This window comes from Sulfitobacter sp. M368 (genome assembly GCF_025141875.1).
GTDB classification, from domain to species: domain Bacteria; phylum Pseudomonadota; class Alphaproteobacteria; order Rhodobacterales; family Rhodobacteraceae; genus Sulfitobacter; species Sulfitobacter mediterraneus_A.
Genome location: NZ_CP081113.1, coordinates 13,214 through 27,082 on the forward strand (window position 1 = coordinate 13,214; position 13,869 = coordinate 27,082).

Annotated in this window: 14 protein-coding genes; 7 read left to right on the plus strand and 7 right to left on the minus strand. The window is 57.8% G+C overall.

The features are described from left to right. Position 1: 1 nt before the first annotated feature. The 3 genes from K3754_RS00055 to K3754_RS00065 all read right to left on the minus strand — a co-directional run bounded on the left by K3754_RS00055 (position 2) and on the right by K3754_RS00065 (position 2,141). Positions 2-367: an STAS/SEC14 domain-containing protein gene (locus K3754_RS00055; RefSeq protein WP_259939662.1), complete on the minus strand. Its 366-nt coding sequence runs from the start codon at positions 365-367 to the stop codon at positions 2-4. Positions 368-431: 64 nt separating this feature from the next. Continuing rightward, the gene (locus tag K3754_RS00060) at positions 432-1,289 is read right to left on the minus strand and encodes a YihY/virulence factor BrkB family protein (RefSeq protein ID WP_259939665.1); all 858 of its coding nucleotides are present in this window, start codon (positions 1,287-1,289) and stop codon (positions 432-434) included. A 21-nt stretch (positions 1,290-1,310) separates the two neighbouring features. Further along, positions 1,311-2,141 (minus strand): formate/nitrite transporter family protein, encoded by an 831-nt coding sequence (locus K3754_RS00065; RefSeq protein ID WP_203209612.1) that lies wholly within the window; start codon positions 2,139-2,141, stop codon positions 1,311-1,313. Positions 2,142-2,281: 140 nt separating this feature from the next. On the opposite strand from K3754_RS00065, the gene K3754_RS00070 reads away from it, so the two are divergent. Then, positions 2,282-3,562 (plus strand): acetylornithine deacetylase/succinyl-diaminopimelate desuccinylase family protein, encoded by a 1,281-nt coding sequence (locus tag K3754_RS00070; protein WP_259939670.1) that lies wholly within the window; start codon positions 2,282-2,284, stop codon positions 3,560-3,562. Here K3754_RS00070 and K3754_RS00075 read toward each other — a convergent pair. Then, positions 3,553-4,815 carry an Hsp70 family protein gene (locus K3754_RS00075; RefSeq protein WP_259939672.1) on the minus strand — a complete coding sequence of 421 codons (1,263 nt, stop codon included), beginning with the start codon at positions 4,813-4,815 and terminating at the stop codon, positions 3,553-3,555. The two genes, K3754_RS00070 and K3754_RS00075, sit on opposite strands and share 10 nt — an antisense overlap. Positions 4,816-4,945: 130 nt before the next feature. On the opposite strand from K3754_RS00075, the gene K3754_RS00080 reads away from it, so the two are divergent. After that, positions 4,946-6,424 (plus strand): ABC transporter substrate-binding protein, encoded by a 1,479-nt coding sequence (locus K3754_RS00080; protein ID WP_259939675.1) that lies wholly within the window; start codon positions 4,946-4,948, stop codon positions 6,422-6,424. A 57-nt stretch (positions 6,425-6,481) separates the two neighbouring features. Here the strand turns inward: K3754_RS00080 and K3754_RS00085 are convergent, their stop codons facing one another. Then, positions 6,482-6,892: a hypothetical protein gene (locus K3754_RS00085; protein WP_259939679.1), complete on the minus strand. Its 411-nt coding sequence runs from the start codon at positions 6,890-6,892 to the stop codon at positions 6,482-6,484. A gap of 162 nt (positions 6,893-7,054) precedes the next feature. Here K3754_RS00085 and K3754_RS00090 point away from each other — a divergent pair, with 162 nt between their 5' ends. Further along, positions 7,055-8,116 carry a DUF418 domain-containing protein gene (locus K3754_RS00090; RefSeq protein WP_259939682.1) on the plus strand — a complete coding sequence of 354 codons (1,062 nt, stop codon included), beginning with the start codon at positions 7,055-7,057 and terminating at the stop codon, positions 8,114-8,116. A gap of 11 nt (positions 8,117-8,127) precedes the next feature. Here the strand turns inward: K3754_RS00090 and K3754_RS00095 are convergent, their stop codons facing one another. Further along, entirely contained in the window at positions 8,128-9,243 is a 1,116-nt protein-coding gene (locus tag K3754_RS00095; RefSeq protein ID WP_259939684.1) for an acetoin utilization protein AcuC, read from the minus strand. A 93-nt stretch (positions 9,244-9,336) separates the two neighbouring features. Continuing rightward, the gene (locus tag K3754_RS00100) at positions 9,337-9,759 is read right to left on the minus strand and encodes a hypothetical protein (RefSeq protein WP_203209605.1); all 423 of its coding nucleotides are present in this window, start codon (positions 9,757-9,759) and stop codon (positions 9,337-9,339) included. A 258-nt stretch (positions 9,760-10,017) separates the two neighbouring features. On the opposite strand from K3754_RS00100, the gene K3754_RS00105 reads away from it, so the two are divergent. Genes K3754_RS00105 through K3754_RS00120 form a run of 4 tightly spaced genes read left to right on the plus strand, consistent with a single transcriptional unit; the run spans position 10,018 to position 13,839 of the window. Further along, the gene (locus tag K3754_RS00105) at positions 10,018-10,965 is read left to right on the plus strand and encodes an ABC transporter permease (RefSeq protein WP_203209604.1); all 948 of its coding nucleotides are present in this window, start codon (positions 10,018-10,020) and stop codon (positions 10,963-10,965) included. After that, complete coding sequence (locus tag K3754_RS00110; protein ID WP_259939687.1) at positions 10,962-11,777, plus strand: ABC transporter permease; 816 nt, start codon at positions 10,962-10,964, stop codon at positions 11,775-11,777. The genes K3754_RS00105 and K3754_RS00110 overlap by 4 nt, the downstream gene beginning before the upstream one ends. Further along, on the plus strand, positions 11,774-13,375 hold the full coding sequence (locus K3754_RS00115; protein ID WP_259939690.1) for an ABC transporter ATP-binding protein: 1,602 nt from the start codon (positions 11,774-11,776) through the stop codon (positions 13,373-13,375). The genes K3754_RS00110 and K3754_RS00115 overlap by 4 nt, the downstream gene beginning before the upstream one ends. Then, positions 13,372-13,839, plus strand: coding sequence for a GNAT family N-acetyltransferase (locus K3754_RS00120; protein ID WP_203209601.1), 468 nt, complete (start codon positions 13,372-13,374; stop codon positions 13,837-13,839). Before K3754_RS00115 ends, K3754_RS00120 begins: the two co-directional genes overlap by 4 nt. Positions 13,840-13,869 lie beyond the last annotated feature (30 nt).

Sequence of the window (13,869 nt, forward strand, 5' to 3'; positions counted from 1 at the left end):
GTTAATGCGGACCTGACGCAAATCGTTGCGCGGTTTGCCGTTCGGTCAGATCAAACCGGCCCAATTGCCCCGGCGGCATCACCGCATCCAACGCCTGCACAAAGTCCGGCAGCGCGTCCCGCGCGCCCACGATGGCGACACGTCCCAGCTTGTCCAATTGCGCCAAGAGGCGCTGTGACACCGCATCTGTGGCCGTGGGTTGATCAAATTGGGACGGCTCTGACAGGTCGATCACCGCATTCACTGATCCTTCATCCTCAAGATATGGATCAAGCCGCGCCTCAAGCACCTCAAGATCGCCCGCGGCGATTTTTCCTATCAGATGCAGTCGCAATGTCTGTGGTGCCAATTCTTCAATCGCGATCATTTATGCATCCTTCCCTTGGGCCAAAGCCAGCCTTATTGGGAACAGCAAAAAATGAGGATTTCGTTTACGCGATGATGTTCTGATCTGACTGGGCGTCGATCTGGGCGTTGATCGAGCCGCCCAGAAGAACCAGAAAACTGCTGATCCAGAGCCAGATCAGCATCGCAATAACAGCACCGATGGACCCGTAGACCTGATTGTAATTACCAAAATTGGCCACGTAGAACGAAAATCCAACTGACAGGACGATCCACGAAAACACGGCCAGCACTGCGCCCGGAGACACCCAGGACACCCGTGCCCGGTGCCGGTTCAGCCCATGCCGGTACAAAAGACCGACACCGACAAACAAAACGATCAACGCTATCGACCAGCGCAACAGATCAACCAGCAGGTTGGCCAGAAATCCAAGCGGGAAGAACGCCAGAACCACCGGAATAACCACCAGTGTCAGCAACGCAACAATGCCAACCGCGACCATCGCCAACGTCACCAGCAAGGCCCGCAAGTAGTGCCGCGCAGTGTTTCTGTTGGGGCGGTTATAAACGTTGTTGAGCCCGGTCATCATCGCGCCGACACCGGCCCGTGCGGACCAAAGCGCAAACATCAGTGACAATAGCCCCGCCCATCCCAAAGTATCCGCACTGGCCGTTACCAGCGCCACCACCTGATCATTTATAATCTCGTAAACATCATCCGGCAGCAGGCCCCGCATCTCCTCCAACTGGGCCACAACCACAACAGGATCAGAGATCAGCCCAAGCAATGCAATGAGCGCGGCCAAGGCCGGAAACAACGAGAGCATCGAGAAAAACGCGACACCGGCTGCGATCAGGGCGAGGTTGTTTTCTGCAATCTGCGCAAAACTCGCCCGAAGCGCCCGCCAGAGAATACCAATGGAAAGGGGCGGACGGCTGCTCACGGCTGTCTCCTGATCTTGGTTCTATTCCGGCTCCACATCATCGCGCACCTGCCCCCATGCCACGAGGGTAAATATCATCGTTCCGCCGATAATGTTACCCGCCAAGACTGGCAGAAAGAACCCAAAGAGTGCGGGACCGACGGTCAACGACCCTTGCAGGACAAGCACGGCCATTTCCACTGATCCGGCGACGATATGGGTGAAATCCCCCGCCGCGATCAACCAGGTGAACACAAGAATCAACCAAAACGCCGATGCCGAAGCCTGAGGCAGCATCCAGACAATCAACGCCACGATGATACCGGCCGGAATGGCACGCCAGAACGACTGGCTCGCGCCCATTCCTGTGGCATGTTGGGACAACCCCTCAATCGCTGGCATCAATTCAGGTGACAATGCTGGCGTGAATACAAACAGGGCGGCGGCGACAAATGCGCCGACAACATTCGCCCCCAGAACGATACCCCAAAGCCGCATCATACAGCCAAAGGCGTACCACGTGCGTTCCTGCATAATCGGCAGGACCGTCGTAATCGTGTTTTCCGTAAATAGCTGCATCCTGCCCATGATCACCGCCAGAAACCCAAGCGAATAACCAAGGTTCTCGATCAGGTAGCGCCCTGGGGTATCGGGCAGATAGGTACGCAAAACAGCCTCGCCCAAGACGGAGAGGCTGATCAACATACCCGCGGCAATGCCCGACCAGATCAACGACCGTTTGGTGCGTCGCAATTCCTCTTCTCCGTCCCGCCGGATCACTTCGTAGATCAGCTTGGGCGACAAAGCCGCGGCATCATTGACGGATTGCTCTTCCATTTCTTCTTCGAGTTCGGGGTCTTGGGTCTGGTTCATTTCGCAATCCTGTAATCCTCGGCAATCTTGAACTAGCGCGGACCACCCCAAGGAAAAGACCTGATCCAAAATCGGAGGTATTGTGCATCGCTGCTGGCAGGGGGCTTGCCTTAACGTGCGATGCGGTGAACGATGCCTCCATGACAACACCACTTGCCTCCGCCATCGCCGCCAAACGTGACGATCTGATCGCACTGACCCAGGATCTGATCCGCATTCCGACGCTGAACCCGCCCGGTCAGGATTATCGCCTGATCTGCGAGTATCTGGACAAGCGGTTGTCGGCGCATGGATTTGAAACGCAACTGATCCGCGCTCATGGCACGCCGGGAGACAGCACAAAATACCCGCGCTGGAACATCATCGCACGGCGCGAGGGGCGTCATGCGGGTGACTGTGTGCATTTCAACAGCCACACGGATGTCGTCGAGGTCGGCGCAGGCTGGACCTTTGATCCCTTTGGCGCCGAGGTTTCGGATGGCAAGATCTACGGGCGCGGCACCTGCGACATGAAGGGCGGCTTGGCGGCCTCTATCATCGCGGCGGAAGCCTTTATCGAAACCCATCCCGACTTTTCCGGCGCGGTTGAGATTTCGGGCACTGCGGATGAAGAATCCGGTGGCTATGGCGGTGTCGCTTATCTGGCCGAACAGGGCTTTTTCGACCCGGCCCGCGTGCAGCATGTGATCATCCCCGAACCTCTGAACAAAGATCGCATTTGTCTGGGCCATCGCGGCGGCTGGTGGGCGGAGATCGAGACAAAGGGCGAGATTGCCCATGGCTCCATGCCGTTTCTGGGCGATTGCGCCGTGCGGCACATGGGGGCAGTCCTGACCGAATTTGAAGACAAATTGTTCCCGGCGATGGCGGCCCGTTGGACAGAAATGCCAGTCGTGCCCGAGGGGGCGCGGCAATCAACCATGAATATCAATTCCATCCATGGCGGCCAGAGGGAACAGGATGATGACTTCACAGGACTGCCCGCCCATTGTGTGCCAGACAGCTGCCGTATCGTCATCGACCGCCGATTTTTGGTCGAAGAACCCTTGGAACAGGTGCGCGGCGAAGTGACCGACCTTCTCGAAGGGTTGCGCGAGACCCGCGCCGATTTCGACTATGAGCTGACCGAGCTGAATTCCGTCTTGCCCTCCATGACCGACAAGGACGCGCCCGTGGTGCGGACCGTGGCAAAGGCGATTGAGGATGTGATGGGCAAACCGGCTGAATATGTTGCCTCACCCGGCACCTATGATCAAAAACACATCGATCGGATCGGCAAGCTGAAAAACTGCATTGCCTATGGGCCGGGGGTTCTGGAATTGGCACATAAACCTGATGAGTGGATTGGCATCGATGATATGATCGACAGCGCCAAGGTCATGGGCGCGGCGCTGGAAACGCTCTTGCTGCCTCAGGGTTGATCGTCAAAGGCCGTTGCAGATCGGATCGCCAGACCGCTGACAATGGCCGTCATTGCCGCGCCGCGATGCATTTGCGCAGCGGGGAAGCTTTTGCGCAGGGCGTCTTCGACCACCTGCATCAGCCCTGACCCGCCCACAAAGATCAACTTGTTCACCGCCGTCGCGGGCACATCCGCCATCGCAAGCGTGGTTTGCGCCGCCTCGCCAATTTGATCTGCAAGAGGTGCAAGTTTCCTGTGCATGAAGGCGGCTGGCAAAGGCAGGGTCGCGCCTGATTTTAACATGCCCACATGGATCACCGGATCTGTCTGCGTGGGGTCATTGGCCATGATCTTGCCCGCCTCAACCGCAAAGGCCAGATCATGACCCAATTCATCCTCAAGCACCTTTTCAAGCCGCGCCAGACGTTTGGGATGCACCGCAAACCTGGCCAATTCCCGCGCGGCGCGGCGGGTGTCAGGGCCATAAAGAAACGGGATCTTCTGCCATGTTGCCAGATCATTAAAGATCGCATTCGGTGCGACATGGGTGTCATTGCCAAAGGCATGACGAATGTCGCTGCCCATGCCCAGTTGCGGCATCACTTTGGCAATGCTCAAACGTCGGTCAAAATCGGTGCCGCCGATACGCACACCATGGCTTGCCAGAATATCAATGTCGCCGCCCTGCTTCTGCCGGAACAGCGTAAAATCCGATGTGCCGCCGCCAATATCGACCACCAGACCCAGATCACCATCCTCTAGCGCCGCCCGATTGGCTATCGCCGCCGCCTCAGGCTCATTCAGGAAACGCACATCGGAAAACCCCGCACGGGTATAGGCTTCGGTCAGATCCAGCAAAGCCTGATCATTGCGGGCCTTATCTGCGGTGTGAAACTGAACGGGCCGCCCTGACAGCGCCCGATCAAAGGATTCACCCGTCGCCGCCTCGGCGCGGCGTTTTACCTCAGCCAGAAACCGCCCGACAATGTCAATGAAATCCAGTCGTTCCCCCAGGAGCATCCGGCTTTCACGCATAAGACGGGTGCCAAGCAGGCTTTTGAGTCCGCGCATATACCGGCCCTCCTCGCCCGACAAAAGCGCCTTCGCGGCCCGCTCCCCCACCAGCATCTTCTTGGATTCAAAGTCAAAAAACACTGCTGTCGGCAGGGTTTGCGCACCCTCCTCAAGGTCAATCAGCACCGAAGCACCACCCCGGACATAGCCCGCCGCCGAATTGGATGTGCCAAAATCAATGCCCAATGTAGATGACATATCAGGCTCCCGCCCCATCAAAAGGCCGGTGCATACCTCTCCCCCTGACCAAAGGCAATCAAACCAAGGAATGCTGGCCTTGAGCACGATTCTTTTGTTAACGTCAGGTATAACCAACCGGGAGACCACCATGTTCCACCTTCGCACCATTCTGCTGGGCGCAAGTACTGCCGCCCTGATGGCAGGCACAGCCATGGCCAAAGATGACATCACATTGGCCATGCAGCTTGAACCGCCACACCTTGATCCGACCTCTGCTGCCGCTGGGGCCATCGATTCTGTGCTTTATTCCAATGTGTTCGAGGGGCTGACCCGGTTTATGGGTGATGGCTCTGTCGTTCCGGGTTTAGCTGAATCCTGGGAAATCTCTGATGATGGGCTGACCTATACATTCAAGCTGCGCTCGGGTGTGACCTTCCATGACGGCACCACCATGGATGCCGAAGACGTGAAATTCAGCCTCGACCGCATCAACGCCGAAGACAGTGCCAATGCGCAAAAGGCGCTCTATTCTGCCATCTCAAGCGTGACAGTCATCGACCCTACAACGGTCGAGGTCAAACTGTCCGAACCCAATGGCAACATGTTGTTTAACCTCGCTTGGGGTGACGCCGTGATCGTCGCGCCCGAAAGCATTGAGAATATCAAGCAACAGCCCATCGGCACGGGCGCCTTCAAATTCGACAGCTGGTCGCAGGGCGACAAGATCGAGATCAGCCGCAACCCGGATTATTGGGGTACCCCCGCTGTGCTGTCCAAGGCCACTTTCAAATTCATCTCTGACCCAACGGCGGCGTTTGCTGCGATGATGGCCGAAGATGTGGACGTTTTCAGCGGCTTCCCAGCGCCCGAGAATCTGCCACAGTTCGAGGCAGACCCACGATTTCAGGTTCTGATCGGATCTACCGAAGGTGAAACAATCCTGTCGACCAACAACAAGATGCCGCCCTTTGACAACGTCAAGGTGCGGGCCGCCGTGGCCCATGCAATTGACCGTCAGGCGATCATCGACGGGGCGATGTTTGGCTATGGCACCCCAATCGGCACGCATTTTGCGCCGCACAACCCCGCCTATGTCGACCATACCGGGATGAGCAATTATGACCCCGAGCGCGCCAAGGCGCTGCTGGCCGAAGCTGGATTTCCAGACGGGTTTGAAACCACGTTGCACCTGCCACCCCCATCCTACGCCCGCCGCGGCGGTGAGATCATCGCAGCACAGCTTGCCGCTGTTGGGATCAAGGCCGAGATCAGCAATGTCGAATGGGCGCAATGGCTGGAAACCGTGTTCAAAGGCAAGAACTTTGGCCTGACCATCGTCAGCCATACGGAACCAATGGATATCGGGATCTATGCCAACCCGGACTATTACTTCCAGTACGACAACCCGGCCTTCCAAGAGCTGATGACCAAACTGAACAGCACGACCGACCCAGACATGCGCACCGCGATGCTGGGCGAGGCGCAGACCATCATCTCGAATGATTACGTGAACGGTTACCTGTTCCAACTGGCGGCGCTGTCAGTGGCCAAAGCTGGCATTCAGGGTCTTTGGGCCAATGCACCAACGCAGGCCAATGACCTTACGGCGGTCAGCTGGTCCGAGTAATCCTTGACCCTTAGAATCCCAAAAGGCCCCGCGATTGTCGGGGCCTTTCTTTTTTGGTCACTTGCGACGGGTGACGCCATTTTCATTTTTGAACTGATACAGGTCAGCCCCTGAAACCGTCGAAACGATCAGGCCGGTGCCATAGGCGGTGATCCCCGCGATGCGGAATTCTTCTGGTGGCAGGACACTTGGTACATCTACCGCATAAACCGCGCCATCTGGCGATTGGCAGCGCACCGGTGATTTGGCGTTTGCCGCAGGATAGTCGATTTTTCCGGGCATGGCTGGTGTCTGCAATCTGCCCGACGGCAAGGTCACAGAACATACGGTTCCCGCAGGAAAATCCTGAAACAGGATTGAGATTTTCGATTTGGGGTTCAGGCCCGGTGCGCTTGCCGTTGGTGCATTTGACCCACCACAAGCCGCCAGGGCAAACGCCAAAGCGGCGCCCATTACGATATTTTTCATTAGGTTACTCTTGAACTTCTTTCTACTTTTGCGGGCATATTGCGACATTGCCTCGCCGTCAATGCAAGACAACCGCACAGCGACGCGGCGTTTCTGCCACAGCCCCGCATCAGCGCTATTTCACCTCTTGTCCTTTGAAAGATCAGATCAGACATCATGCAAATGACAAATGCCGCACCCCCTGCCCTGCAAAGCCGTCTGGCCGGTTTGGATCTTGCCAGATACCTCGCCTTTGTCGGGATGGTCATTGTGAACTTCAAGATCGCAATGGGTGCGGAAAATGATGGCGGCTGGCTCAGCCTGCTGAGCGGTGCCTTGGAAGGGCGCGCCGCAGCGACCTTTGTCGTGCTGGCGGGGATCGGCCTTGGGCTGGCGGGGCGCAAAGCCTTGGATCACACGGTGTCTGTATCCCTGCGCCGGGCGGTTTTTTTATTGGCGATTGGCCTCATGAACATGCTGATCTTCGAGGCCGACATTCTGCATTATTACGCCTTCTACTTTCTGTTTGGGGTGCTGCTTTTGCCCCTGTCCTCCCGCACGTTGGTCTTGGCCATTCTGGCGCTCAACCTGGCCTTTGTCGCCATGGTTTTCTTGTTCGAATATGACACCGGCTGGAATTGGGAGACCTTCGCCTACGCCGATTTCTGGACGCCTGCGGGCTTTGTCCGGAACCTGTTTTTCAATGGCTGGCACCCCGTCATTCCTTGGCTTGGATTCTTGCTGTTTGGCATCGTACTCAGCCGCCTTGCCTTGTCAGAACGCCGGGCTCAGTTGGCCTTGGTGGGCCTCGGCGCTGGCGCGCTGGCCTTTGCCGAAGGGGCCAGCTTCGTACTGGCAAATATGCTGGTGCCGCTCGATGCGGAGTTTGCCCTGCTGGTCACGACCGACCCGGTCCCGCCGATGCCGCTTTATAGCTTGGCGGGGTTCGGGGCTGCCTCTTTGGTGATTGGGCTGTGTCTTATGGTGGCAGGGCCGCTGGGCCGATGGCGCATTCTTCCGTTGATCGTGCCTGCTGGGCGGCAAACACTGACTCTCTATATAGCGCATATCCTGGTGGGAATGGGCACGCTTGAGGCCTTGAATATGCTCGGTGGTCAGACCATCGCGCAAGCGGTTGGCGCAGCGCTGTTGTTCTGTCTTGGCGCGACGATCTATGCCAATATTTGGTCGCTGGTCTTCAAACGCGGCCCGATTGAGGCACTGATGCGCAAGATCGCTGGCTAACCCCCTTCAGGTCAAAGTACAGGTCGCAACAACAACTGCCGCACAACCTCTTTGACCTCATCCCGCACATCCCCGAGGCGCGGTTTATCTTGCAATGTCGTGAACCAATGCTCTGGCGGGTTCTTGCCGCGGCGATTGCCGTCAAACCGCAAAGCCCGCAGAATAACCTCGGCCTCCGTCGGCAATGTTGCAGGCAAATCCTGCCCGTTCAAAATCCCCCAGATCCCGGTCCAGAGACGACCAACGGACCACGGATTATAGCCACCCCCGCCCAGCACAAGCAGCCTTGGCGCCATACCCATGAGCCGGCGCAGGATATCCCAATGCGCGTTGTTGCTGAGGTGCAAATGGGACAAAGGATCTTCTTCGACCGCATCCGCCCCGCAAAGCAGCACGATCGCATCCGGCTCAAAAGCCTCCACGCGGGGGAGGATCAGCGCATCGCGAACAAAGGCCATTTCACTGTCGTCAAACCCGCGCGGCACCGCAATGTTGAGCGCATTTCCGCCCCCATCGTTTTCGACCGGTCCACTGCGCGGCCATAGCCGTGCCTCATGCACCGAGATCAGCAGGCAATCGGGATCGCCGCCAAAGCCTGCTTCCACGCCATCGGGGTGGTGCGCATCGATATCCACAAAGGCAATTCGCCGTATGCCAAAGCGGCGCAGGCTGAGCATCGCAAGCACGGGATCATTGAGATAGCAGAACCCGTTGGCGCGGTCCGGCATACCGTGATGGGTGCCGCCGGCAGGGTTATAGACAACACCGCCGTCGCGCAGCAGCTCACCTGCAAGGATGGACCCACCCGCAGCGGTGGCCGGGCGCCGGAAAATCTCGGGGAAGACCGGATTGGTAACACTTCCGATGTCATGGCGGGAGAGATCATCTGCGGTTGCGATCTGGTCCGCTTCGACCCGCTGCAACGCATCGATGTAATCGGCTGTGTGCCAGTTCACCAATGCCTCAGGCTTGGCGCGGGGCGATGTGATAAATTGGCCCTTAGGCAACCACCCCAAGGCCCGCGACAGATCCATCACCGTAGACACACGCGGCACCCGCAAAGGGTGCCATCGGCCATAGCTGGAGCCACGATAAATCTCATGTCCGATGAAAAGCGGGCTGTTCATGCGCCATACTTATCCCAAGCGGTAGCTTTTGCCATCAACACAAAAAAAGGGGCACCCCGAAGGATGCCCCAATTTGTTCAACTGTCCGTTGATTTAGCGTGTGCCGGCAGAGCCGATGGCCGCTTCGGACACCATAGCGTCAAGGTTGGTGTCGCAGGTCCGTTCGAACAGCGCCATGTCGTCGTCGCTGATGGTGTTTTCATCCGCTGTCAAAGACGATTCGTTCGCTGTCGCTTCTGCGCCTGTGGCATTGCCGTTATCGCTGTCTGTCGCTTCTGCAGCTGTCACACCGTCGCCATCGTCAGTTGCAGTGGCGCTGTCTTCCATGCTTTCACCGTCGTCGCCTGTTGCGATCTCGGCCAGTGCCATTTGGGCAACTTTCATGCGGTCCTCATCACCGAGCTCTTTCCATTCGGCACATGTCATGGATGTGCTCATATGGCCGTCTGCGAATGCAGGTGCGGACACGGTGCCCATGAGGGCGGCGATGGCAAGGGTTTTTACAGTCGTGTTCATTGTTACTCTCCAAAACTCATTAACGTCACCAAACCAACCAGCCGGCTGACATTTGGTTCCTAAAGAAGATGAAGCCTTTTATCCTAATACCCTCAAGCCGTTGTAAAATATGGCATATATCAGTCATCACGAAAACGGCATCTGCTTGGGAGGCCTGACCAACCGCTATATCAAGGCGTCAATTCACTGCGATTTCGTCAGGGCATCGCCGCCAAAGCCCTCTGGACCCGCCCCGCTCCTGCGCCTAACCTTCCCGTAATGCTACGTTATACGATCAAACGCCTGATTTCGCTGTTTATCAGCCTTGCTGTGGCGTCGATTGTGATCTTTGCCGTGATTGAGATCGCGCCGGGTGATCCGGCCTCCTTTATGCTGGGGATGAACGCACAACCTGAAACGCTGGCTGCTTTGCGCGCTGAACTGGGCCTCGATGTGCCCAAGGTGCAGCGCTACCTGACTTGGGTGGGCGGCATGCTCAGCGGTGATTTCGGCACCTCCTATACCTACCGCACCCCTGTGATGGATATGATCTCTGACCGGTTGTGGGTGTCCTTGCCGCTGGCCCTTTACGCTTTGGTTCTCAGTACCGTTTTGGCCTTTCCTGCCGGAATTTACGCGGCTTCCCGCCGGGGCCAGGCGGGCGATATCGGTGTGATGGGGGCAACCCAGCTGGGCGTGGCGGTGCCAAACTTCTGGTTTGCCATGATGCTGGTGCTGATCTTTGCGATCAACCTGCGTTGGTTTGCGGCGGGTGGTTTCGTTGGGTGGGACAAAGGGCTTTGGGCCGGTCTGCATGCCCTGACCTTGCCCGCGATCGCCCTCGCCCTGCCGCAGGCCGCCATTCTTGCCCGTGTCATGCGGTCATCGCTGCTGGATGTGCTGGGCGAAGATTTCATGCGCACTGCACGGGCCAAGGGCCTGACAGCGCGGCAAGCCCTGTGGCGGCACGGGCTGCGCAATGCGTTGATTCCGGTGCTGACCATCATCGGGTTACAGTTTTCCTTCTTGCTGGCCGGATCGATCATCATTGAACAGGTGTTCTATCTGCCCGGTCTAGGGCGGCTGGTGTTTCAGTCTATTTCCGCCCGCGATCTGATCGTGGTTGAATCGGTGGTGATGCTCTTGGTCTTCTCTGTCATCACCGTCAATTTCCTAGTTGATCTGGCCTACGCCGCTGTTGATCCCCGGCTGAGGTCGCGCACATGATCCGCAATCTGATCATCGGTGGTGCGTTGTCTGCGGTGTTTGTTTGTGCCGCATTGATCAGTTTTGTCTGGACCCCTTATGACCACGCCGCCTTGGACATCGCCAACAAGCTGAAGACGCCCAATGCACTACACCTGCTGGGAACTGACCATTTTGGCCGCGATATTCTAAGCATGATCATGGTTGGCGCACGCACCTCGATTGCGGTGGCGCTGGTGGCTGTTGGTATCGGGATGGGCCTTGGCGTGCCGCTGGGCCTTTGGGCGGCAGCACGGCAAGGCACATGGCTGGATGAATTGATCATGCGCGGCAATGATCTGGTGTTTGCCTTTCCCAGTCTTGTGATTGCCATTCTGATCACCGCGATCTTTGGTGCAGGCGCGATCAATGCCATCATTGCCATTGGCATTTTTAACATCCCCGTATTTGCCCGGATCACCCGCGGCGCAGCGCTGTCGCTGTGGCAGCGGGAATTTATTCTTGCGGCACGGGTTGCAGGAAAATCCGCGGCACGGATCTCTGTTGAACATATCTTGCCCAATGTGACCAACCTTCTGATTGTGCAGGGCACGATCCAGTTTTCGCTGGGCATTCTGGCCGAGGCGGGGCTGAGCTATGTCGGCCTAGGTGCACAGCCTCCAACACCGTCATGGGGGCGGATGCTGGCCGATGCGCAGACCTTGGTCAGTATTGCACCCCATATGGCGCTGGTGCCGGGGTTCGCGATCATCCTGACAGTGCTGGGGCTGAACCTGATGGGCGACGGGTTGCGCGACTATCTGGATCCCAGATTGCGGGTGGCTCGGGTATGAACCTGCTTGAGATCACCAATCTGTCCCTGTCCATTCACGCGCTCAAAATCCTGCGTGACGTGACCCTGTCGGTTGCACCCGGCGAAATTGTTGCCGTCACGGGAGAGAGCGGATCAGGCAAATCCCTGACCGCGCTGGCCACTATGCAATTGCTGCCCAAGGGCACCGAGCTCAGCGGTCACATCATGCTGGGCGATCAGGATTTGACAGAGCTGACTGAAGCGGAACTGTGCGGCATTCGCGGCAATGACATTGGCATGGTGTTTCAGGAACCGATGACCGCACTCAACCCCGTGCAGACCATAGGCGCACAGGTGGCCGAGACCATTCGCGTGCACCACAGCGAAGTACCCCGGCAAGAGGCAGAATCCCGCGCCGCCGAAACCCTGTCCCGTGTCGGTCTGCCCCAGGACCGTTTTCCCATGTCGCGCTATCCTCATGAGCTGAGCGGGGGTCAGCGTCAGCGGGTTGTGATCGCCATGGCCATCGCCCTGCGCCCGCGTTTGCTGATCGCGGACGAGCCGACGACGGCATTGGATGTGACCACGCAGGCGCAGATATTGGCGCTGCTGAAAAAACTGGCCCAAGAAGACGGCATGGGCCTGCTGATGATCACCCATGATCTGGCCGTGGTGGCGGATATGGCCGACCGGATCATCGTCATGCGTCACGGCGAAGTGGTGGAACAGGGCGAGACTCAGGCGCTTTTGCAAAACATGCGCCATCCCTACACAAAGATGTTGTTTGAAGCGTCCAGCCATCGCGTTTCACTGCCCGAACCGCCACCGCCAAAACCATTGCTTGAGGTGCGCAATGTGATCCGCGACTACCGTCTTCCGCGCACCCGCCTGTTCGGGCATCCGGGATATTTTCGGGCGGTGAACGATGTGTCTTTCACCATTCAACGCGGTGAAAGACTGGGCCTTGTTGGGGAATCGGGCTGCGGCAAGTCTACGTTGACCCGCGCCCTGCTGGGGCTCGAGCAGGTACAGGGTGGCAGCATCACCTTGAACGGTGCACCCGTTTTCAGTGGCACGCGGCCCAATCTGGACGTGCGCCGCCAGATGCAGGTGGTGTTTCAAGATCCATTCGGCAGTTTCAATCCACGGCACCGGGTTGACCGTTTGATCACCGAACCATTTCATTTGCTGCCTGATCCACCGCAGGGCGCGGCGCGCACCCGTGCGATTGACGAAGCCCTGACCGCGGTCGGCCTGACCCCCGAAGACGCCAGCAAATACATCCATGAGTTTTCCGGCGGTCAGCGCCAGCGCATCGCCATCGCCCGCGCCCTGATCATCCGGCCCGAGTTGATCTTGTTTGACGAGGCGGTCAGCGCCTTGGACGTTTCTGTACGGGCGCAAATCCTGGACCTGCTGGCCGATCTCTGCGGCGCTTATGATCTGACCTATTTGTTCATTTCTCACGATCTGTCGGTGGTTCGCACCGTTACGGACCGGGTGTTGGTGATGAAATCGGGCGAGATTGTCGAACAGGGCCAGACCGAAGAGGTGTTTGAACGTCCGGCGCATCCCTATACGCAATCGCTGATTGCTGCCGCGCCTGTCTTGCCCGAGATCGAGCAGGCCCGCGCATGACCGACCGTATCAGCATCGCACCGGTGCCAGAACAGAACCGAGGTGTCATCGACGCCATGTCAGAAGCCTATTTCCGAGAGCTTTTGCCAGAAGGGCCGGTCTATTTTCCAAACGCGCTGGACCGTTACTGGATCGAGCCAGGCCGACATCCTTACGTGATCGAACTCAATGGCGCGCCAGTCGGTTTCGCCCTTGTGTGGAACCATAAGGATGGTTGCCATGAATTGACGGAGTTCACCATTCAACCCGCCTTTCGCAATCGCGGGATCGGGACAGAGGCCGCAACACTGATCTTTCAAGCTCTGGGCGGTGATTGGGTCTTGGGTGTCGCTGAGAATGCACCCAATGGCATGGCTTTCTGGCGGCAATGCCTCGAAAGCTGTGACGCGGTTTTCGAGATCACAGAAGGCCCGCCACGCACCGCAAACCAATGCGGCAGCTATGCATTTCGGGTCGGGCGATGACCTTGCGCCCTTTCCTCCAAAACCAAAGGA

Coding starts and splice junctions, on each gene's coding strand:
- K3754_RS00090 (WP_259939682.1), top strand. CDS start 7,055: ATGACAAATGCCGCACCCCCTGCCCTGCAAAGCCGTCTGGCCGGTTTG.
- K3754_RS00100 (WP_203209605.1), bottom strand. CDS start 9,759: ATGAACACGACTGTAAAAACCCTTGCCATCGCCGCCCTCATGGGCACC.
- K3754_RS00070 (WP_259939670.1), top strand. CDS start 2,282: ATGACAACACCACTTGCCTCCGCCATCGCCGCCAAACGTGACGATCTG.
- K3754_RS00105 (WP_203209604.1), top strand. CDS start 10,018: ATGCTACGTTATACGATCAAACGCCTGATTTCGCTGTTTATCAGCCTT.
- K3754_RS00115 (WP_259939690.1), top strand. CDS start 11,774: ATGAACCTGCTTGAGATCACCAATCTGTCCCTGTCCATTCACGCGCTC.
- K3754_RS00095 (WP_259939684.1), bottom strand. CDS start 9,243: ATGAACAGCCCGCTTTTCATCGGACATGAGATTTATCGTGGCTCCAGC.
- K3754_RS00080 (WP_259939675.1), top strand. CDS start 4,946: ATGTTCCACCTTCGCACCATTCTGCTGGGCGCAAGTACTGCCGCCCTG.
- K3754_RS00055 (WP_259939662.1), bottom strand. CDS start 367: ATGATCGCGATTGAAGAATTGGCACCACAGACATTGCGACTGCATCTG.
- K3754_RS00085 (WP_259939679.1), bottom strand. CDS start 6,892: ATGAAAAATATCGTAATGGGCGCCGCTTTGGCGTTTGCCCTGGCGGCT.
- K3754_RS00110 (WP_259939687.1), top strand. CDS start 10,962: ATGATCCGCAATCTGATCATCGGTGGTGCGTTGTCTGCGGTGTTTGTT.
- K3754_RS00065 (WP_203209612.1), bottom strand. CDS start 2,141: ATGAACCAGACCCAAGACCCCGAACTCGAAGAAGAAATGGAAGAGCAA.
- K3754_RS00120 (WP_203209601.1), top strand. CDS start 13,372: ATGACCGACCGTATCAGCATCGCACCGGTGCCAGAACAGAACCGAGGT.
- K3754_RS00075 (WP_259939672.1), bottom strand. CDS start 4,815: ATGTCATCTACATTGGGCATTGATTTTGGCACATCCAATTCGGCGGCG.